16 protein-coding genes are annotated in these 19,233 nt (G+C 69.9%); 7 read left to right on the forward strand and 9 right to left on the reverse strand.

Annotation, left to right across the window (positions count from 1 at the left end):
• Positions 1 to 35 precede the first annotated feature (35 nt).
• A complete protein-coding gene (locus AB0J58_RS23910) occupies positions 36 to 725 on the forward strand; it encodes a hypothetical protein (RefSeq protein ID WP_364218875.1) in 690 nt (229 codons plus the stop codon).
• A gap of 77 nt (positions 726 to 802) precedes the next feature.
• Here the strand turns inward: AB0J58_RS23910 and AB0J58_RS23915 are convergent, their stop codons facing one another.
• The 7 genes from AB0J58_RS23915 to AB0J58_RS23945 form a co-directional block, all read right to left on the reverse strand.
• A complete protein-coding gene (locus tag AB0J58_RS23915) occupies positions 803 to 1,129 on the reverse strand; it encodes a hypothetical protein (protein WP_364218877.1) in 327 nt (108 codons plus the stop codon).
• Positions 1,129 to 2,097, reverse strand: coding sequence for an alpha/beta hydrolase (locus tag AB0J58_RS23920; RefSeq protein ID WP_364218879.1), 969 nt, complete (start codon positions 2,095 to 2,097; stop codon positions 1,129 to 1,131). The genes AB0J58_RS23915 and AB0J58_RS23920 overlap by 1 nt, the downstream gene beginning before the upstream one ends.
• 5 nt (positions 2,098 to 2,102) lie before the next feature.
• Complete coding sequence (locus AB0J58_RS23925) at positions 2,103 to 4,481, reverse strand: CoA transferase (protein ID WP_364218881.1); 2,379 nt, start codon at positions 4,479 to 4,481, stop codon at positions 2,103 to 2,105.
• Positions 4,482 to 4,560: 79 nt separating this feature from the next.
• Positions 4,561 to 5,859 carry an amidohydrolase family protein gene (locus AB0J58_RS23930; protein WP_364218883.1) on the reverse strand — a complete coding sequence of 433 codons (1,299 nt, stop codon included), beginning with the start codon at positions 5,857 to 5,859 and terminating at the stop codon, positions 4,561 to 4,563.
• A gap of 130 nt (positions 5,860 to 5,989) precedes the next feature.
• A complete protein-coding gene (locus AB0J58_RS23935) occupies positions 5,990 to 6,496 on the reverse strand; it encodes a DoxX family protein (RefSeq protein ID WP_364218885.1) in 507 nt (168 codons plus the stop codon).
• Positions 6,496 to 6,822, reverse strand: coding sequence for a hypothetical protein (locus tag AB0J58_RS23940; protein ID WP_343962417.1), 327 nt, complete (start codon positions 6,820 to 6,822; stop codon positions 6,496 to 6,498). Before AB0J58_RS23940 ends, AB0J58_RS23935 begins: the two co-directional genes overlap by 1 nt.
• Before the next feature lie 58 nt (positions 6,823 to 6,880).
• Complete coding sequence (locus AB0J58_RS23945; RefSeq protein WP_364218887.1) at positions 6,881 to 8,380, reverse strand: class I adenylate-forming enzyme family protein; 1,500 nt, start codon at positions 8,378 to 8,380, stop codon at positions 6,881 to 6,883.
• A 330-nt stretch (positions 8,381 to 8,710) separates the two neighbouring features.
• On the opposite strand from AB0J58_RS23945, the gene AB0J58_RS23950 reads away from it, so the two are divergent.
• The 4 genes from AB0J58_RS23950 (at position 8,711) to AB0J58_RS23965 (ending at position 12,550) form a co-directional block, all read left to right on the forward strand.
• Complete coding sequence (locus tag AB0J58_RS23950) at positions 8,711 to 9,871, forward strand: thiolase family protein (protein WP_364218889.1); 1,161 nt, start codon at positions 8,711 to 8,713, stop codon at positions 9,869 to 9,871.
• Positions 9,868 to 10,293 (forward strand): OB-fold domain-containing protein, encoded by a 426-nt coding sequence (locus AB0J58_RS23955; protein ID WP_364218891.1) that lies wholly within the window; start codon positions 9,868 to 9,870, stop codon positions 10,291 to 10,293. The genes AB0J58_RS23950 and AB0J58_RS23955 overlap by 4 nt, the downstream gene beginning before the upstream one ends.
• A 222-nt stretch (positions 10,294 to 10,515) precedes the next feature.
• Positions 10,516 to 11,976 (forward strand): MFS transporter, encoded by a 1,461-nt coding sequence (locus tag AB0J58_RS23960; protein ID WP_364218893.1) that lies wholly within the window; start codon positions 10,516 to 10,518, stop codon positions 11,974 to 11,976.
• Positions 11,977 to 12,079: 103 nt separating this feature from the next.
• On the forward strand, positions 12,080 to 12,550 hold the full coding sequence (locus AB0J58_RS23965; RefSeq protein WP_364218895.1) for a GNAT family N-acetyltransferase: 471 nt from the start codon (positions 12,080 to 12,082) through the stop codon (positions 12,548 to 12,550).
• Positions 12,551 to 12,651: 101 nt separating this feature from the next.
• Here AB0J58_RS23965 and AB0J58_RS23970 read toward each other — a convergent pair whose 3' ends face one another.
• Entirely contained in the window at positions 12,652 to 12,990 is a 339-nt protein-coding gene (locus tag AB0J58_RS23970; RefSeq protein ID WP_364218897.1) for a hypothetical protein, read from the reverse strand.
• 163 nt (positions 12,991 to 13,153) lie between these two features.
• Positions 13,154 to 13,561: a hypothetical protein gene (locus tag AB0J58_RS23975; RefSeq protein ID WP_364218899.1), complete on the reverse strand. Its 408-nt coding sequence runs from the start codon at positions 13,559 to 13,561 to the stop codon at positions 13,154 to 13,156.
• A 369-nt stretch (positions 13,562 to 13,930) separates the two neighbouring features.
• Here AB0J58_RS23975 and AB0J58_RS23980 point away from each other — a divergent pair, with 369 nt between their 5' ends.
• Positions 13,931 to 17,710 (forward strand): helix-turn-helix domain-containing protein, encoded by a 3,780-nt coding sequence (locus AB0J58_RS23980; RefSeq protein ID WP_364218901.1) that lies wholly within the window; start codon positions 13,931 to 13,933, stop codon positions 17,708 to 17,710.
• 265 nt (positions 17,711 to 17,975) lie between these two features.
• Positions 17,976 to 19,136 (forward strand): hypothetical protein, encoded by a 1,161-nt coding sequence (locus AB0J58_RS23985; RefSeq protein WP_364218903.1) that lies wholly within the window; start codon positions 17,976 to 17,978, stop codon positions 19,134 to 19,136.
• Positions 19,137 to 19,233 lie beyond the last annotated feature (97 nt).

Below are 19,233 nucleotides of genomic sequence, written 5' to 3' on the forward strand. Positions count from 1 at the left end.
CCGTCGGCGCCGCGCCCGCCACTAGACTTGATCCCGTGGACGACGAGCCCGAGGTAGAGATCGGTGCACCGCTCCCCGCCACCGCCTACACGGTTCTGGGCGTTCTGTCGGTCCTCGACGAGGAGCTGTCCGCCGCCGAGATCAAGGTCCGGTGCGACTACACGCTGCGCTGGTTCTACTGGTCCCCCGCCATCAGCCACATCCGCCGGGAGCTGCGGAGACTGGGGGATCTGGGGCTGGTGACCGAGCGCGAGGTGACGATCGGCAGGGTCAGGCGGAGCACCCTGTACCAGACCACGGAGCGCGGTGAGGAGGTGCTCCGGCAGTGGGTCTCCAGCCCGCCGGTCGACGAGCCGGTGATGCTGAAGAACCCCGCGCTGCTCCGGGTCTACCTCGGCAGGTTCACCGAGCCCTACGAGCTCGTCAAGATCCTCGACGACCGGCTGGAGCAGCTGGAGGAGCAGATCAAGGACCTCGTCTGGGGCAAGAGGCGCAGCCACGAACTCGGCCTCGACGAGGAGGAGCGTGTCCAGTACGGGAGCGCGCTCGGCGACTACCTGCTGCGCGCCGCCCACTTCGAGTACGGCAACGTGCGCCAGCTGCGCGATCGCATCGCCGACTACGACCCCGACCATCCGGAGCTGAAGGTCACCCGCCCGAAGGGTCTGCTCCGGCGCCGCCTGCGCCAGCAGGACGAGCCGCCGGAGGACCTGCCCGACCAGTGACGTGGCGGATATGACGGCGGGCACACCGGTATGACGCGCGACCGGAGGACGCGCCGGTGGACCGGTGCGGCGGACGGTCAGTTCTCCTCCGAGACCACCCCCAGGTACGTCCCGTAGACACCGAGCCGCTCGCCGTCACGCTCGATCTCTCCGAGCAGCCGGCTGCGCGGGGAGTTCTCGCCGCCCAGCGGGAGCACGCTGAACCGGACGTGGACGGGCCGGGAGGTCTCGGGGTCGGTGATGTCGACCCAGACCGCGACGGTGCCCTTCACCTCGTCCCGCTCGACCTTCGTCACGCGGTGCCGCGAGGTCAGTTCGAGGAAGGTGTGCTCGCCGGTCAGGTCGAACCGGACGGGCGCGCACAGCTCCCCCTGCCGCGGCGGAATGCACAGACTGATCGCCATCACTCGGCTCCTTCATCATCTTGGTCGCGCAGGAAACGGGTCACCGCGTCGGCGAGGCCGCGGGGGTTGCCGGTCTGGATGGTGTGCCCGGCGTCGGGAACCCGTTCCCAGCGGGCTCCGGGGATGAGCGCGGCGAGTTCCGCCGCCCCTTCGTCGCCGAACACCCGGCTGCGCTCGCCGCGCAGCACCAGGGTGGGGCAGGTGATCCGCGCGGCGGCCCGTCGCAACTCGTCCGGAGAGGCGATTCGCCCCATACCCGGCTGGAACTGCGTCGTGTCGTGCTTCCAGGTGAGCAGGCCGTCATCGGTCCAGGTCAGGTTCTGCGCCACCCCGGACGTGGCGGCCTCCCGGGTACGCGGCAGCACGCCGGAGAGGAAGGCGTCGGCCTCGTCGAGGTCGGCGAAGAGCGGGCGCCGGGAGATCAGCTCGTTGACGGACCGGCCCGCCGCGGCGTCGATGTCGGGGCCGACGTCGACCACGACCAGCCCGGCCAGCACCGCCGGGCGCCGGGCGGCCCAGACCAGAGCCGCCATGCCGCCCATCGAGTGCCCGACCAGGACGACCCGCCGGGCACCGAACCTCGTGGTCACCGTGTCGAGGTCCGCGGCGACGGCGTCGGTGCCGTACCCGCCCGGCCCCGCCCAGTCGCTCTCCCCGTGCCCGCGCAGGTCGAGCGCGACGCAGCGGCCGAGCCGCCGCAGCAGCAGCCCGACAGCGTCGAAGGAGTGCGCGTGCAACCCGCCCCCGTGCAGGAACAGCAGCAACGGTTCGGTGGCCGGGCCGGGCCACTCCAGGTAGTGCAGTCGCACCCCGTCATCGGCCCGTACGATGCCCTCGGCGGGGAGCACCACGTCGGCGGGGTCGATCCCGGCGGCCGAGGCGAGCGCGGTGAGCCGGTTGAACTCGCTGGTGAAGGAGTGCATCCGCAGCGTGCGCACCGAGGGCCGCCGCCCCGGTGAAACGGCCATCCCGCTCACAGGCCCGCCGGCCGGGTACCGATCACCTTCTCCTCGGCCAGGACCCGGATCTCGTCGGAGCTCATCCCGAGGATGCCGGTGAGGATCTCCTCGTTGTGCTGGCCCAGCAGGGGCGCCGGGGTGCGGAACCACGGCTCGGCGACACTGGCGAGACGGAACGGCAGCCCGGCGGTCAGGAACTCCCCGGTCGTCGGATGTGCCGACGGCTCCCAGAACCCGCGGGCGGTGAGCTGCGCGTCGGTCAGCAGGTCGGCGGCGGGACTCACCCGCGCGGCGGCGACCCCGGCCGCTCGGAGCCGGTCCACCGCGTCGCCAACGTCGACGCGCGCGCTCCACGAGCCGATCGCCTCGTCCAGCTCGTCGCCGGCCGCCTGACGGCCCGGCTCGTGGGCGAGGTCGGCGCGGTCGGCCAGGTCGTCCCGGCCGAGGAGCCGGGCGAGCGCGGGCCACGCGTCGTCGCCGAGTACGGCCAGGGCCACCCACTCGTCGTCCCCGGCGCAGCGGTAGACCCCCTGTGGGCCGGCGCCCGGGCCGCGGTTGCCGTCGCGCCGCGGTTCCCGGCCGTTGGCGCTCGCCTCCAGCAGCGCCTCGGCCGCGACGTTGAGCGCCGCCTCGACCATCGTCGACTCGACCTGCATGCCGGCTCCGGTGGCGTCGCGGACCTCGAACGCGGCGATCGAGGCGAACGCGGCGTGCAGGCCGGCGAGGGGGTCGCACACGCCGCGGGGGATCAGCGGCGGACCTTCGGCCGCGCCGGTCATCCACGCCATGCCGCTGGCCTGCTCCATCGTCTGGGCGAAGCCCACCCGGTCGCGCCACGGCCCGTCGAGGCCGAAGGCGGGCATCCGGATCATCGTGGCGCGCGGGTTGGCCGCCCTGACCGCGTCCCACTCCAGCCCGAGGTTGCCCATCACCCGGGGGGAGAAGTTCTCGATGACCATGTCGGCGGTGGAGATCAGGCGCAACGCCACCTCGCGGGCCTGGGGCAGGCTCAGCTCCAGGGTGAGGTCGAGCTTGTCGCTGTTGTTGCAGAGGAAGAACAGGCCCCACTCCCACCACTGGTCGACGGTTGGGGGACGGCCGCCGGAGAAACGCATCCCGTCGGGGCGGCGCAGCCCCTCGACCTTGATGACCTCGGCACCCAGCGCGGCGAGGGTCTGGGTGGCCGAGGGACCGGCCCAGAAGGCGGTGAAGTCCACGACCCGCAGCCCCGCGAGCGGACGGGCCGACGCGTCGGCCGCGTTCTCGGCCGCCGGGGCGCGGTCCCGGGCCGGCCAGCTCACCTGGCCGTCGTGCGCGCCGGGGGCCGGCACCTCGCCGGGGCCGACGGTGTCGAACGCGCCGCTGCGGTAGGGAACCCGTGGCTGCAGGCTGCCGCTCGCGTTCTTGACGAAGACGCCGCGCTCGCGGAAGTGGTCGATCTCGGTGATCGTGGTCGGGGTGCCGATGGGCGCGACGGGAATGCGCAGCGCGGAGGCGAACTCCACGATCTCGGCCGTGGTGCGGGTGGCGGCCCAGCCCGCCACCATCTCGGCGAACTCCTCCCGCCGCCGCAGGCGGCCGGCGAAGGAGGCCAGGTCGGCGTCCTCGACCAGGTCGGTCCGGTCGATCAGCACCAGGAAGTCGGCGAACTGCTGGGCGGTGATGGTGCAGAACCCGACCAGGCCGTCGGCGGTGGGGACGATCGAGGGCAGTTCGAGGTTCCTCGGCGGCAGGCCCTGGCCCCCGTCGGGGAGGCCGGCCGCTACCGCGGACAGGCCGCCCATCGTGATGACCATGGCCTCGAACGTCGACACGTCGACGATGTCGCCCTGTCCGGTCCGCCTGCTCCGGCGCAGCGCGGCGGCGGCGGCGACGGCGGCGTAGGAGCCGGCCACCCACTCACCGATCCGCCCTCCGGCCTGCAGCGGCATCTCGCCGGGCCAGCCTCGGCCGCCGATGGACCCGCACATCGCCTGCAGTACGAATTCGTTGACCGGCAGGCCGGCCTCGGCGTAGGGCCCGTCGAGGCCGAAGGGGGTGATCGAGACGACCACCGTCGTGGAGCCGGGGGGCAGCAGCCGGCGTACCGCGTCGACGTCCCAGCCCGCCGACCCGTCGGTGACGACGAGATCGACGTCGGAGAACAGTTCCGTGGCGCCGGACAGCACGGACTTCTTGCCCGCGTTGAGATAGCCGAACAGCGCGCCGCTCTCGCCGTCGGCGGCGGGCCGGAAGCCCGACACGCTCCACCGGCGCATCGGATCACCTTCCGGTGGCTCGATCTTGACCACCTCGGCGCCGGCGTCGGCGAACATCTTTCCGCAGTAGGAGGCGGCGATGCCCGCCGAGATCTCCAGGACTCTGAGTTCGGCGTAGGGGGTGCGCTGCGTCATCTCTACCTCGCGTGGTGAAGTCGGGGGGATACGGCGCCCGCCCGCGGGAGGAGGCGGGCGGGCGGCCGATCAGTGGGGGTCAGGCGTCCTGGCGGGTGCGGGCCTGACCGAACCGGGTCATCCGGGCCCAGGCGTCGCGGTCGCGCTGGCTGGCCTCGCGGCCGACATGGGTGACCACGTCGACGTCGGTGGCCTGCGACCGGAGGTATCCGGCGGTCGCCTGCTCCCGGGGGATGTGCTTGAAGGGGTCGAAGGAGTAGGCCTTCATCGCGTTCTCATGGGTGATCTTGTTGATCACCGAGTCGGGCAGGTGGCCCATCGTCTCGATGACGTCCTCGGGCGCGAAGGGCCAGTTGCTGTCCGAGTGCGGGTAGTCCGACTCCCAGAACACGTGGTTCTCGTTGAAGTGGTCGATCAGCTGGGGGCCGACCTTGTCGGTGATGAAGCAGGTGTAGAGGTGCTTCTTGAACACGTCGGTCGGCCCAGTGTAGCCCTCGGGGAAGGTGGCGTTGGTCCAGCCGGAGTGGCGGTTGAGCACGTGCTCGGAGCGCCAGAGGAAGTAGGGGATCCAGCCGATGTCGCCCTCGGTGAGGGAGAACCTCAGGTTGGGGAACCTACCCCAGAACTCTGCCCAGATCAGCTCAAGAAGGGTGTACGTGCTCATCATCGACGAGATGGACATCGCCACGCTCGGCGGCGCGTCGGTGGAGATCATCGGCATCCGCGAGGACGAACCGACGTGGCAGCAGAGCACCGTGTTGTTGTCCGAGGCCGCCTTGAACAGCGGGTACCAGTAGTCGGTGTGGATGCTGGGCATGTTCAGCGCCTCGGGGTTCTCCGAGAACGTGACGGCGTGGCAGCCCTTGTCGGCCAGCCGCCTGATCTCCTTGGCCGCCTCCTCCACGTCGAACAGCGGCAGGATCCCGCACGGGATGAAACGGCCGGGGTGGGCACCGCACCACTCGTCGACGTGCCAGTCGTTGTACGCCTTGATCATGATCAGGTTGAGGTCGCGATCCGGGCCCTGGTTCAGCACCTGCCCGGAGAACCCGGTCCAGTTCGGGAAGTTCAGGCCCGCGAGCTGGCCGCCCGCGTTCATGTCCCGGACCCGCTCGTCGACGTTGAAGCAGCCAGGACGCATCTCGTCGTAGCTGCTGGCGTCGATGTTGTACATCTCGCGGGGCTTGCCGGCCACCGCGTTGAGGCCCATGTTCCGGCCGCGCAGGTCGCCGTAGTACCACTGCTGGACCCCGTCGTCCTCGATGATCACCTTGGGGGCCTGGTCCTTGTACCGCTGGGGGACATGGGCGTGGAACATGTCCGCGGGCTCGGCGATGTGGTCGTCGACGCTGATCAGGATCAGATCGTCCTTGTTCATTTCAACCTCCGTTGGCTGGCCCTGCCTGGCAGGACGGATGAGGGGACACGGCCTGGACGCTTTTTCCGGGTACGGGCCTTCGGGCGCGCGCCGGGATCGATCGGGAGACGAGGGCGGGACGGCCGAGGGCTCAGGCCCGGTCCCGTACCGGCCGCCACGTCGCGAGGAGCAGGACGGCCGCGCCACCCACGCCGACGAGAAGGGCGACCGCCAGCCCGACCCATCCGTCGGCGAGGGCGTCGATTCCCAGCACCGCGTCGAGCGAGGCTCCGCCCGGACCGGCGAGGGCGACCGCGAGGCAGGTCACCGCGAGCAGCAGTACGTACTCGTAGCCGTCCTTGAACACGAAGAAGCCGTTGCGGGCGTGGGCGGCGAGCCCGGCGACGACCGCGACACCGACCAGCGCGCCCGCCGCCACCGGTGTCAGCAGTCCGATCGCGAGCGCCGTGCCCGCCGCGACCTCCACCGCGACCGACATGACGGCCTGCAGCCTGGGATGGCGCATGCCCAGGCCCGCGAACCAGCGGGCCGTTCCGGCGAGCTTCCCGCCGCCGAAGGCGTGGTTGAGACCGTGCACGATGAAGATCGCTCCGACCGCGACCCGGATGAGGAGGACGGCACCGTCCGTGGTCCCCATCAGTCGCTGGCCGGGAGTGGCTTGGCCTCTTTGAGGACGAGGTCGGTCTCGCCGTCCGACAGCGAGCCCGCACCGCCCACGGTCACCAGCACCTCGACGGCGTCGTCGCCGGGGTGGGTGTAGCGCTTGCCGAGCAGTGACCCGCGCATCCGCTCGGCGACCGGTGTCGTCTCCGCCGCGCCGGACGCGTCACGCCCGAGCATCGGGACGCCGCCGCAGCAGAGTGACAGCGGGCGCGTTCCCGGCCGGATGACGATGACCTCGGTGGCGCACACCTGGCTTTTCAGGCGCAGCCCGGCGCGGAGGCCGACGGCCTCGGTACTCATGATCGACTCCTTCGTTGAATGGGTGCCCGCGCGGCTCTCCACGGGTTCGGGGAGTGGCTCAGCCCGCCACGGGAGGGCTGAGCCAGGCGACGAGATGGCGGCGGATGATCTTTCCCGTCGGCGTGTAGGGAAGCTCGTCACGGAAGACGACCTCGTCGGGTGTCCGGGAACCGCGCAGCAGGCCGCGGACGTGCGCGCGCAGCTCCGCGGCATCGGCTTTCGCGTCCTCGCGCCGGACGACGACCGCGACGAGCCGCTGCCCCCACTCGTCGTCGGGCACGCCGACGACCGCGGCCTCCGCCACCGCCGGGTGGGTCAGCAGCGCGTCCTCCACCTCCGCGGGCGCGATGTTCTCTCCGCCCCGGATGACGGTGTCGTCGTTGCGGCCGCTCAGGAACAGGTAGCCGTCCTCGTCGAGGCGGGCGAGGTCGCGGGTGGGGAACCAGCCGTCGGCGTCCAGCACCGAGCCCGCTCCCCGGTACTCCCCGGACACCTGCTCGCCGCGGACCCACAGCTCACCGGTCGCCCCAGGGCCGAGGACCGATCCGTCGTCCGCCCGGATCTGCGTCTCGATGCCGGGCACGACCTGGCCGGCCGAGCCGAGCCTGGCCCGGACGACCGGGTCGTCGGACTCGATCGCCTTGCGGTGGTCCTCGGGTCCGAGCACGGCGATGGTGGAACTGGTCTCGGTCAGACCGTAGGCGTTGGCGAATCCGGTCTCCGGGAAGGCGCGCAGGGCCTGTTCGAGCACCGGCAGCGGCATGCGCGCGCCCCCGTAGGCGAGCGAGGCGAGCGCCGGGCAGTCCGCGTTCGCTCCGCCGAGGTGCTCGACGACGCGCGCCAGCATGGTGGGCACGACCATCGCGCCGGTCACCCCCTCCGAGCGCACGAGTTCCAGCCAGCGGGCGGGGTCGAAGTCCGGCAGGTAGACCATCCTGCGGCCCGCGTAGACGTTGGTCAGGGCCGAGCCGATCCCGGCCACGTGGTACGGCGGAACGCTGACCAGGGCGCAGTCGCGCTCTTCCGCCGACGCGAACTCCACGGTGCCCAGGACATAGGAGAGCAGGTGGGAATGGCGCAGCACGACGCACTTGGGATCGGCGGTGGTGCCGCTGGTGAACAGCAGGACCGCGGCGGAACCGGGGTCGGCCTCGGGGCCGGGCACCGGCTCGGTCCGCCTGGCGGCGGACAGCCACTCCTCGGCCGCGATGACGCGGTGACCGGTGCTCCTGGCGATCTCGACGTACCGGGAGTCCGCGACGACCACCGGTGCGTCCAGCCGATCGAGCAGGCCGCGCAGCACATCGCGAGGCAGCCGATAGTTCAGCGGGACCAGCGGGAGTCCGGCGGCGGCACCGGCGAACAGCAGGGTGGGCAGCAGCGGTGAGTTCTGGCCGATGAAGGCGACCGAACCCGCGGCGTCCTCCCGGAGCAGGGTGGCCCCGGCGTTCGCGTCCCGCTCAAGGCCGGAGAAGGTGATGCCGTCCGCTCTGCGCCCGAGGGCGACGCGGTCCGCGAAAGCGGCCGCCGCCATGGAGAGAAGCATGGAGATGCTCACAGGGCCTCCGTGGTCCGTGGCGAATTGCGACCAGTACAACTCGGACCTTTAGTCCTGTCAACCCTGCATTTTGGAACCGTCCATCATCGAATAAATTAGGTTTACCTAAGTTGATCTTGCTTGTGATATGCCTGTTCTGTCGGGTTTTTCAGGGGGATGTATCGGACTATCGGTGCGAGATCGTGTGGAGTTTGCACAGTCCCGCCTATTGACGTAGTGAGAAACGGTGAATCTAATAGACCCAGAGTCTTGTGGTGCGGATCACTTCCTGAGGTGGTTGTACATGCGTGTGAGACAGCGAGTCGGAACCCTGCCGCGAAAGGCGGGCCGGTGAGCGCCGGCCGCGCGGTGATCGCCGGGGTGTACAACACCCCGCAGGCGCGACGCCTGGAGGACTGGACGACCCGGAAGCTGATCGCGTCGGCCGCCCTGGGCGCCCTGCGCGACGCCGGGCTCACGCTCGCCGACGTCGACGGGGTGATCACGGAGGGAGATTCGTCCGCGCTCATCTACGACCTGCGACTCGGCCCCGCCTGGCAGGGGCGGGGATTCGGCCTCGACGCCGTCGTCGAGGCGGCCAACGCGATCGAGGGAGGTCAGGCCGACGTCGTCCTCATCGTCGCGGCCGCGGCCGGCGTGTACGTCGACCGGGACGCGACCGCGCCGTGGACCCGGCCGGAGAACGAGTTCGTGGCGCCCTGGGGACTCTTCACCGCCGCGGAGTTCGCCCTGATCGCCCGGCGGCACATGACGACCTACGGGACGACCCCCGAGCAGCTGGCCACGGTCGCCGCGACCATCCGCAACAACGGGCACCAGAACCCCGAGGCGGTGTACTTCGGACGTGGCCCGTTCAAGCCCGAGGACATCCTCGCCTCCCGGATGATCGCCGACCCGTTCCACCTGCTGGACTGCTCGATGACCTCCGAGGGCGGGTGCGCGCTGGTCCTGGTCGCCGCCGACCGGCTGGCCGACATCCCCGCCAAGCCCGTCCACGTGCTGGGCGGCGGCGCGGACTACTACGGCCCCGCCTACCAGTTCCCGCCCAGCTGGGACCTGGCCGGCCGTCGCGGCGGCCCGGTCAACGGCCGGATCGGCGGGCGGGCGGCGGACCGGGCGTTCCGGCACGCCGGCCTGGAACGTTCCGACGTCGACGTCCTCGAACTGTACGACCCGTTCTCGTTCGAGATCATCCGCCAGCTGGAGGCGTTCGGCTTCTGCGAGCCGGGCGAGGGCGGTCCGTTCGTCGAGGACGGGCACATCGCCGTCACCGGCAGCCACCCGGTCACCACGGACGGCGGAACGATGTCGTTCAGCCACGCGGGCGGGTCACCGCAGATGTTCCAGCGCGTCATCCGCGGTGTCCAGCAACTTCGCGGCGAGGCGGGACCGCTGCAGGTACCCGGCGCCGAGGTGGCGCTGTGCAGCGGCGCCGGAGCCGGAGCCCTGTTCAACTCGGTCGTTCTGCTCGGCACGGAGGCGTCGTCATGAGCACACCCCTGGCTCCCCAGCACGGTGAGTTGCCGCACGCCGAGCCCACCGGGCTGAGCGCCCCGTTCTGGAACCGCTGCGCGGAGGGAACGCTGACCTTCCAGCGCTGCGCGGCCTGCCGGTCGATCAACTTCCCGCCGGTCGAGGTCTGCCGCGAGTGCCTGGACACCGACCTCGGCTGGGAGGAGAGCTCGGGCCGCGGCACCCTCTACAGCTGGACGGTCGTGCACCGGCCGGTCACCGCCGCCTTCACCCCGCCCTACGCGCCCGCCATCGTCGACCTGGACGAGGGCTACCAGATGGTCACGGACCTGATCGGAATCGCACCCGAGGAGATCACCGCCGGGATGCCGGTCGAGGTCGACTTCCACGAGGTGAGCCCCGGACTGCACCTGCCCTACTTCCGGCCGCGCTCCGGCTAGCCCCTGCCTCGCGAGCCTCGCGACAGGGCCCCGCCGGCCTCCCTCCGACAGGCGTCCGTGCCTGTCCTCCTCCCCATGGCATCGCGTACCGGCGCGCATGAACGGCCGTACGCGACGTGAGCCGGAACGCCCCGCTCCGCCGAGCGCCGGCGTGCCCGTTCACCTTCGTCTCCGCACCCCCACCCCCCGCCGCAGTGCTCCCGGATGCGAGGAGAAACCAGAATGTCATCACCCTCCGGTACGTCAGCCGCCAACCTGCCACCTCGGTCGATTCCGGTCGTCATCGCGGTGCTGCTCATCGCCGAGATCGTCAGCGCCTTCGAGACGACCATGGTCTACAACGCCCTGCCCCGGTTCATCACGGCGTTCCAGAGCAACGCCGCGGACGTCAGCTGGAGCGTGACGGCCTTCCTCCTCGTCGCGGCCGCGTCCGCCGCGCTGTGCGGCCGTCTCGGTGACGTCTACGGGCGGCGGAAGCTCCTGATCATCGTGCTGCTGCTCTCGGCGGTGGGTTCGCTGATCAGTCTCTCCACCGGCACGCTGACCGGCGTGATCGTCGGCCGGGCGATCCAGGGAGCCGCCGGGGCGATCCTGCCGCTCTGCTTCGGCCTCGCCCGCGAGATGCTGCCGGCCAAGCGGGTACCGGTCGCGGTCGCGGTCATCGCGGGCGCGGCGCTCATCGCCGGAGCGTCGGGCAACCTCGTCTCCGGCCTGCTGCTCGACCTGGCGGACTGGCACCTCATCTTCGTCTTCGCCGCCGCCCTGGCGCTCGTCGCCGCCGCGGCCTGCCTGGCCCTGCGACCCTCGACCGTCGTCGCGCGAGTGCAGAAGATCGACTATGTGGGCGGCGTGCTCTTCGCCCCCGCCATCGCGCTGGTGCTGTTCGGGGTCACCCAGTCCCGTAGCTGGAGCTGGGGGGACGCCAGGACGATCGGTTTCATCCTCGCCGGGCTGGTGATCCTCATGGTCTGGGCGTGGTGGGAGCTGCGGGTCGAGGACCCCATGATCAATATCCGGTTGTTCTTCCAGCACAAGCTGGCGCTGACGATGCTCGCCACCGCGGTCCTCGCGCTCGGTCCGCTCGGTATCAGCGGATTCCTCTTCCCCCTGATGATGCAGACGCCGGAGACGGCACCGGTGGGTCTCGGGCTGAGCCCGAGCGTCGCGGGGATGCTGGCCTTCTCCACCTCCATCATCGGCTTCGTGCTCACCCCGGTCAGCGGGCGCGTCTCGGCGGCCGCGGGAGCCCGGCTCTCACTGATGATCGGCGCCGCCGTCGGCGTGGCAGGCGTCGTGATGCTCGCGGTGCTGCACAAGAGCGTCGTCGGCCTGGTCGCGAGCACTCTCGTCCTCGGCATCTCGACGGCGTTCGTCTACACCGCGCTGCCCAACCTGGTGGTCGAGGCGGTCCCCGCCGAGAACACCAGCGAGGCGACCGGTGTCAACGTCGTCACCCGTACCGCGTTCCAGGGCGTCGCCACCTCGGTCGGGGCGGTGCTGCTCGCCTCCTCCACCGTGCCCGGTACGACGTTCGGAACCGAGGCGGCCTACTTCAAGGTGTTCGCCCTGATGGGGGTCTGCTGCCTGATCACCTTCGTGATCGGCATGGTCATCAAGCCCGGACGGGAGACGGCACGGTCCGCGACACCCGAGGTCGCGACCCCCGTGGCGGCGCACGACTGACCGCCGGCACCGGGTCGGGGGCCCGGGACGACGGCGTCCCGGGTCCCCTGGCGGTGCGGCTGTACGCCGGAATTGTCGTACCCCTGTGCCACACTCGCTCGGCATGAGCGGCGATGTGCGGTTGAGAGAAGTCGAAGAAGCCGATCTGGAGCTGTTCTTCGAGCATGAGCACGATCCCGAGACGGTCCGGCGGTCGAAGTTCGTCCCCCGGGATCGGGAGCGATTCATGACCCACTGGACCACCAGGGTCCTGGGAGATCCCACGGCCCTGGTGCGGACGGTCACCGTGGACGGCAAGGTGGCCGGCAATGTCGTGTCCTGGTGGGACGAGGAGAAGCGCTTCCTCGGGTACGTGTTCGGCCAGGAGTTCTGGGGCCGGGGCGTCGGCACCCGGGCGGTGGCGCTCCACCTGCGACAGGAGCCGACCCGCCCGCTCTACGCCGACCCCTACAGCGGGAACATCGGCTCGGTGCGGGTGCTGGAGAAATGCGGCTTCCGGCACGTCGAGAAGGTCCAGTACGGCGAGCACGAGCACCTCATGCTGGTACTGGACGCCTCCTCGACACCCGCCTGATTCCGGACGCGTCCGCACAGGTGGTCGGGTGAGCATCCGGACCCGGGGGCCGGTCGCGTTCGAAGAGCGCAGCGAGGGCATGCGCCCGGCGGGAGCCGCTTTCAGCAGGTGACGGTTCTTTCGTACTTCGCGAACGCGGCTTGGGGGGCGAACGCCCAGAATCTCCGCTGATTCTTCTTCATGGTGAAGCACCAGCTGTCCTTGCCTCGCTTGACGAGCACCTTCACCCTCATCGTCCTGCCGCACCTGTTCGTCAGCATGACCCCCTGGCGAATGATCAATTGGCGCTTGACGCAGGACGGGGCGGTGCCGGCCGACGCGGACGCCGACCCCGCACCGGCGGTCGTCGCCGGTGCCGCGTCGGCCGCGCCCGCAGGCGCCAGGGCGAGGGTCGCCGAAACGACGACGGCGGCGGCGGAGATCTTCAGCGTGCTGAGCATGGGGACTGTCTCCCGGTGTCGGCTCTCTCTACGAGAACGGTGTTCGAGACTTGGGACAGCGATCCGCGGACGCGGTCACCGGGGGCCCGTGCCGTCTCGGCGGACGGCACGGGGAAACGGCTTGCCGTGCGGATCCGGGGGCCGTCAAGCCCGGGGAACCTTGTCAGCACCAGACGGAGAAGAGGCAGTAGAAGTACCTCTTGTGGTTCCAGAGCAAGGACCTGAAGATCCTGGGGAGCGAGTTGAACGCCGCGGAGTAGCTGGCCCATCCCTTCTTCGCCTCCTTCTCCAGCTTCCCCCACACCCACGCGCCGCCCGCCTTCATCACGGCGTGGCAGGCCAGCCGCTGCTTCCAGCCCTTCACCCGGCTGCATGAGAACTTCTTCGCCGCTACCGCGGTCGCCGGAGTGACCACTCCCGGTGTGGGAGCGAGGTTCTCCGACGCCGTCTGCACGACCATGACGTGCGCGGAGCGCGCCACGGGGGCCGCATGGGCCGGCGCCGTAGTGGCCAGGGTCATGACCGCGGTACTCGAGGCCAGGGCCAGTCCTGCTTTTTGGCGCATGTTCATGCTTGCCGTCCTTCCTCTGGTCCGGTCGGCGGCACTCTGCCGCCGGCCGATGCGCCATCGGGCGAAACGCGGGCCTGTATCGCACTCGCTGTCGTCCGACGGCCTTCGAGACCCGAAGTTATGCGGCGCCTGTTTGTTCGGCAGCCCTGTTCAGAGCCCCAAACAAAACAGATCGAGGGTGCGGTCGGCGACCTCGCCGGCCGGCGGCAGGCGGACCCGTGCGTGTGCCATCGGCTTGCCCGTCGGACGTCGCGTGCCAGATGTCACCCCCGCGGGAAATCGGCCGAGAAAGTCGCGCCAGTGCGGACGATTAGGTAGTTTCGTTTTCTCTAGCGACCTTTGCCGTCCAGTGGGTGGAGCGCCTGAACAGTGGGTCGTCGCGAAAGACCGCTGGATCCCGCGGGGGGACCTGTTCCGGGCTTCGCCTACGCACTGCGGAAACTTCGTCAGGAGGCCGGTGGCCTCACCTACCGGGACATGGCGCGGCGCGTGGGTTGTTCGGTCACCACCCTGTCCCAGGCGGCCGCCGGCGAACGTCTGCCCTCGCTGCAGACCGTCCTCGCCTACGTGGAAGCGTGCGGTGGCGACCTGGCGGAATGGGAGACCCGCTGGCGCGACGTGACCGCGGAACTGGCGCGTGAAATGCGGGACGACGACGGGGCTGTGCCGTCCTACCTGGGCCTGGCCTCCTACGACGCCGAGGACGCGGCCCGTTTCTTCGGGCGCGAACGGTTGGTTCGGGAAGTAGTGGACCTGCTGGAACTGCGTCGCTTCGTGGCGGTTTTCGGGCCGTCCGGCAGCGGCAAGTCCTCCCTGCTGCGGGCCGGGGTCGTGCCGGCCCTGCGGGCGTCGTCGTCCGCACCGCCGAAGGTGGTGGTCATCACCCCGGGCGACCACCCGATGCGTCACGCCGACCTGCTGCGCGCCGATGAGTCCGCCGGCGGATCACCGGTAGTGGTGGTGGACCAGTTCGAGGAGGTGTTCGCGCTCTGCCGCGACCGGCGCGAGCGTGCGGAGTTCGTGGACATGCTCGTCGGCGTACGGCGTCCGGCGAGCGCACTGCGGGTGATCATAGCCGTCCGGGCCGATTTCTACGGGCGCTGCAGCGAGCACCGCGAGCTCGCCGAATCCCTGCGCGACACCGGCCTGCTGGTCGGGGCCATGACCAGGGACGAGCTGCGGGAGGCGATCGTGCGGCCGGCCATGGCCGACGGCCTCACGGTCGAACGCGCGCTGACCGCGGCGATCATCACGGACGTCGCCGACGAGCCCGGCGCGCTGCCGCTGATGTCGCACGCGCTGCGTGAGATTTGGCGGCGCCGCCGGGGCAAGATGCTGACGCTCGACGCCTACGAGAGTGTGGGCGGGGTGCAGGGGGCGATCAGTCACACCGCCGAGGAGCTGTACGGGCGCCTCTCCCCGGCCCAGGCCAGAATCGCCAGGCGCGTCCTGCTCCGGATGATCAACCCTGGAGAGCAGGCCGAGGACACCCGCCGTCCGGTCTCCCGCGCGGAACTGGATCCTCTGGGAGACGTCGACACGGGACTCGTCATCGAGCTACTGGCCGGCGCCCGGCTGCTGACGCTGCATCAGGACACCGTGGAGGTGGCCCACGAGGCCCTCATCGGGGCGTGGCCACGGCTGCGGGGCTGGGTCGACGAGGGTCGCGATCGTCTGCGCGCGCACCGGCAGCTGTCCCAGGCGGCCGCGTCCTGGGCCGAGCACGGCCACGATGCCGGCGCCCTGTATCGGGGCGCGCGTCTGACCGTCGCCGAGAAACTGCTCGCCGAGTCGGAACACCGCGACGATCTCACGCCCCTGGAGAACGACTTCCTCCAGGCGAGCGCGGCCCGTGCCCGACGTGCCTCGCGCCTGCGGTCCGGCATCGTGGCCGCCCTGGCCGTGCTGCTGATCATCTCCGTGGCCGCGTCGGTGGGCGCCGTACGGCAGGCCGACCTCGCCCGGGGGCGGCTGGAGGAGACGACGGCCCGGCTGGTGGCGCAACGCGCCGCGACCCTGCGCCTGACCGATCCGGGGCTGGCCCGCCGGCTGAGCGCCGCGGCGTGGCGAATCTCCCCCGTCTCCGAGGCCAGGGGAGAGCTGGTCGACTCGATGGCGAGCCCGATGGTCGACGCCTTCACCGACCCGTACGGCACCGCGGGGTCGCTGTACACGCTGAGCTCCGACGGAGCCGAACTGGCGTCCTACACTCCCGGCCGGACGGGCGAGCCGGGCACCCTTCGCGTCCACGACCTTGCCCGGAAGAAGCAGGTCGCCGATGTGCGCTGGGAGCGGGAGGTCATGGCTCTGGCGTTCAGACCCGGAACGCGCACCGTGGCGGTGGCGGACCTCTCCGGGGTGTGGCTGTGGTCGGTCCACGGCCCGGCGCCGAGCGGCTCACCACTCGTCTCCTGGCAGGATCCGGACCTGCCCGACATGTGGTTCAGCCCCAGTGGCCGTTTCCTGACCATCTCGCGAGTGGACGCCACGGAGACGTGGGACGTCGAGAGGCACACCCGGGCACTGTCCGAAGAAGTCGTTCACATCAGTCCGGACGACCGGCTCGCGTTGGTGATCCCTCCCCGGGCTCGGGACCTGGTCGCGGAGGTGACATCCGGCTCGGACGCCACGGCCACCGATGGTTCGCGGCCTGCCCGTCGCCTTGAGCTGTGGGACCCCGTACGTGGCGAACGCGTCGACGCACCCTGGTTGCCGTCCAATGCCGCCACTGGCGCGTTCAGCCCGGATGGCCGGCTGCTCGCCGTCTCCGCCCGCGAGGACGGCGTCCTGCTGTTCGACATCTCGACCGGCAAGGAGACGACAGGGGCGCCCATGTACGCGCCCGCCGAACGGCTGGAGTTCAGCGGCGACGGCCGTTTCCTCACCGGGACGGACATCGAGGATCGGGTGAACCTGTGGAGCGTACGCAAGGACATGTCCGGCGGCACGCTGCTGACGAGTCTCCCGCTCCCCCCGGGGACACCGGCTCCGCTTCATCGGATCTCCCACGACGGGCACCTCCTCCGGGTGGCGGACCCGTTCGGGACGGTGCAAACGTACGATCTCTCAGCGCACACCACCGCGCTCGGCACGTTCGCCCCGGGAAACGACGACGAGCGGTGCTTCAGCCCCGACGGCCGCTTACTGGCCGTGGCGACCGGCAAGCAGGAGGGCTGGGAGGTCAAGGTCTGGGACGCCGCCACCCGGAAACCCCTCGGCGCCGCGATCCAGCCGGACGACCCGCCTCTTCCGGGGGACCCACCTCTCCCCGAGGCGGGGCCGTACTCGCCGGTGTTCAGCCCCGACGGACGCACGCTGGCGCTCATCCACGCCCAGTCGACCGTGGTGACGTTCTGGGACGTCGCGACGAGGGCCCGCACAGGCGACTTCACCGTGAGGCGTCGGTCGGCGGACGGAGTACGCGATCTGGTCTTCTCCCCCGACGGAAGGACCGTGGCGGTGAGCTCCTTCTCCGACGGCCAGGACGACGTCGACGAACTCGAACTGTGGGATGTCGGGAGCCGGACGTGGCTCAGGAGCATCGGGGTGGACGCCGCGGGCGTGACCTTCCTGCCCGACGGACGGCGATTGCTGGCCCGTGAGGGATCCTTCCTCACCGATACGCGCCGGTCGCCCGGAACCGAGGGAGCAGTGCTGGACCTCGTCACCGGGAAGGTGTCGCCGTACCAGGCCGACGCCCGCGTTCGGGGAGAGGTGATCCTGTCGCGGAACGCGGCCGCGACCGGTGACGCGTCCGGTCGTGTGACGTTCTGGACCGGAGGGTTGCGCGAGCAACTCGCCCCGCCGCAGGTCGCGCACACGATGGCCGTCTCCGCTCTCGTGCCCTACCCGCCGGGCGACATGTTCGCGTCCATCTCCGACAAGGACGTCATGCTGTGGGAGTGGCACGGGCGCCGGCAGATCGGTTCCAGGATCGAACTCACCTCCGACCTCGTCGCCACCGTGGCATTCAACCGGACGGCGCTGCTCATCTCCCATCAGGATGGAAGGCTGCTGGAGATCACCGTCGACCCGAATGCCGCCGCTGCGGCGATCTGCGCCAAGAATGGGACGCTGTCGCGCGCTGAATGGGATGTCCATATCCCTGAGCTGCCTTACCTGGACACCTGTCGAGAGGGCCACCGATAGCACTTCAGCCGCCCGATCCTCCCGCATCTCATGTAGCGAACCCTCCCCATTGACCTAGGTGAGGGGAGGATTTGGTGCATGAAGCCATGAGCCGACCCAAAACCGGGCTTTGGGTCGGACCGAAATTTTACAGGATCTGTAAATTTCCTTAGTCTGCTTTGGTTACCTTGCCCAAATGGTGGCCACGCGCAAAAGGAACTCGACGCAGATGAGCGCCGACGCCGACTGACGCCGGAACTCAGGCGCAGGCCAGGAAACTTCAAACGTGAACGGCACGACTCGGCAGTTGACTGGAGGTCGCGTGGAACACCCGGACATCGCCGGTAAGGGCATCACGAAGGATCCCGAACGACCTGGCGAAGGGGCCGCGACCGCGACGACAACCGTTGCGGACCTCACGTTCGACTCGCGCAGGCGCACTGCTGATCGTATGTTCTACGCGGCATTCGCCTACACGAGCGTCTTGACGATCTTATGGCTCTACATGCTGCTGAGCGGGGGTGAAGGCGGCGGGGTCCCCCGAAGCGAATACGAAGTCAATGGGGAAAGTCTGTCCCGGGTCCTCTTCACGTTCCTGTTCTTCACCGTCATCTGGGGCTGGATCTGGTACGGTGTGAAAATTTTACTCCTGCGTTCATTCGTGGGCATGACGAAGGAGGACAGGCGGCTCAGCTTCACATCCCGCATGCGCGAGCCGTACGAACTCGAATCGCTCCTCGCTCGTTACTCGGAGCGCCGCATACGGATCACCGACATGATCGGCCGGCGGGGACGCAGTGCGCTGATCGCCGCTACCGGCTTCGCGTTCGTCTATATGGCGATGGTGCAAGATCCTGGCGGAAATCCGGCCCAGCCCACGCAGGACAATCTGTTCGACGCGATGATCTTCAGCTGGGTGTCCCTTGCCCTCTACTATTCGAGTGGGTTCCTGGCCCGAGTGCACTACGGAGCCCAGTCGCGCATCATGGACGGCACTCTCGCCCGCGCCAACCTGCTCATGAGCAGCGTGCTGTGGAGTTTGTTTAAATTCGTCATGGTCCCTATCGGCACCCAGTTGGGATCGCTGTTCCCGCCGGACCTCTTCCCGGTCCTCTTCGTGCTCATCTGGGGGACCTACATCGTCAGTGACTCGATGGCAGAGATCGTCGGGTCCCTCTTCGGCAAGCAGAAGCTCCGGGTATGGGGCCTGGGCGAGGTCAACCGCAAGTCGGTGGCGGGCACGTGGGCCACCTTCATCAGCGCGCTCCTGTTCTCTGTCGGCGTCGTGCTGGTCAACGGCCTCGCCGGGCCCTGGCTGCTCCTGGCGGTCGCCATCGCCGTGTCCAGCACCGTTTTTGAGCTCTTCTCGCCGAGAAGCACCGACGACTTCACCATGGCGACCGCGAACGCCCTCATCTGCTGGGGATTCGGGCTGTGGATCTTCTGAGTGTCACCGGCACCACCGGCAACGGTTGCGCTGGATCTCGTTTGGCGAGTGGTGCGACGATCAGCGGTTTCTGTGCGTGGTGCGGGGGCGGTCGGAA

The organism is Streptosporangium sp. NPDC049644 (assembly GCF_040675205.1).
GTDB classification, from domain to species: Bacteria; Actinomycetota; Actinomycetes; order Streptosporangiales; family Streptosporangiaceae; genus Streptosporangium; species Streptosporangium fukuiense.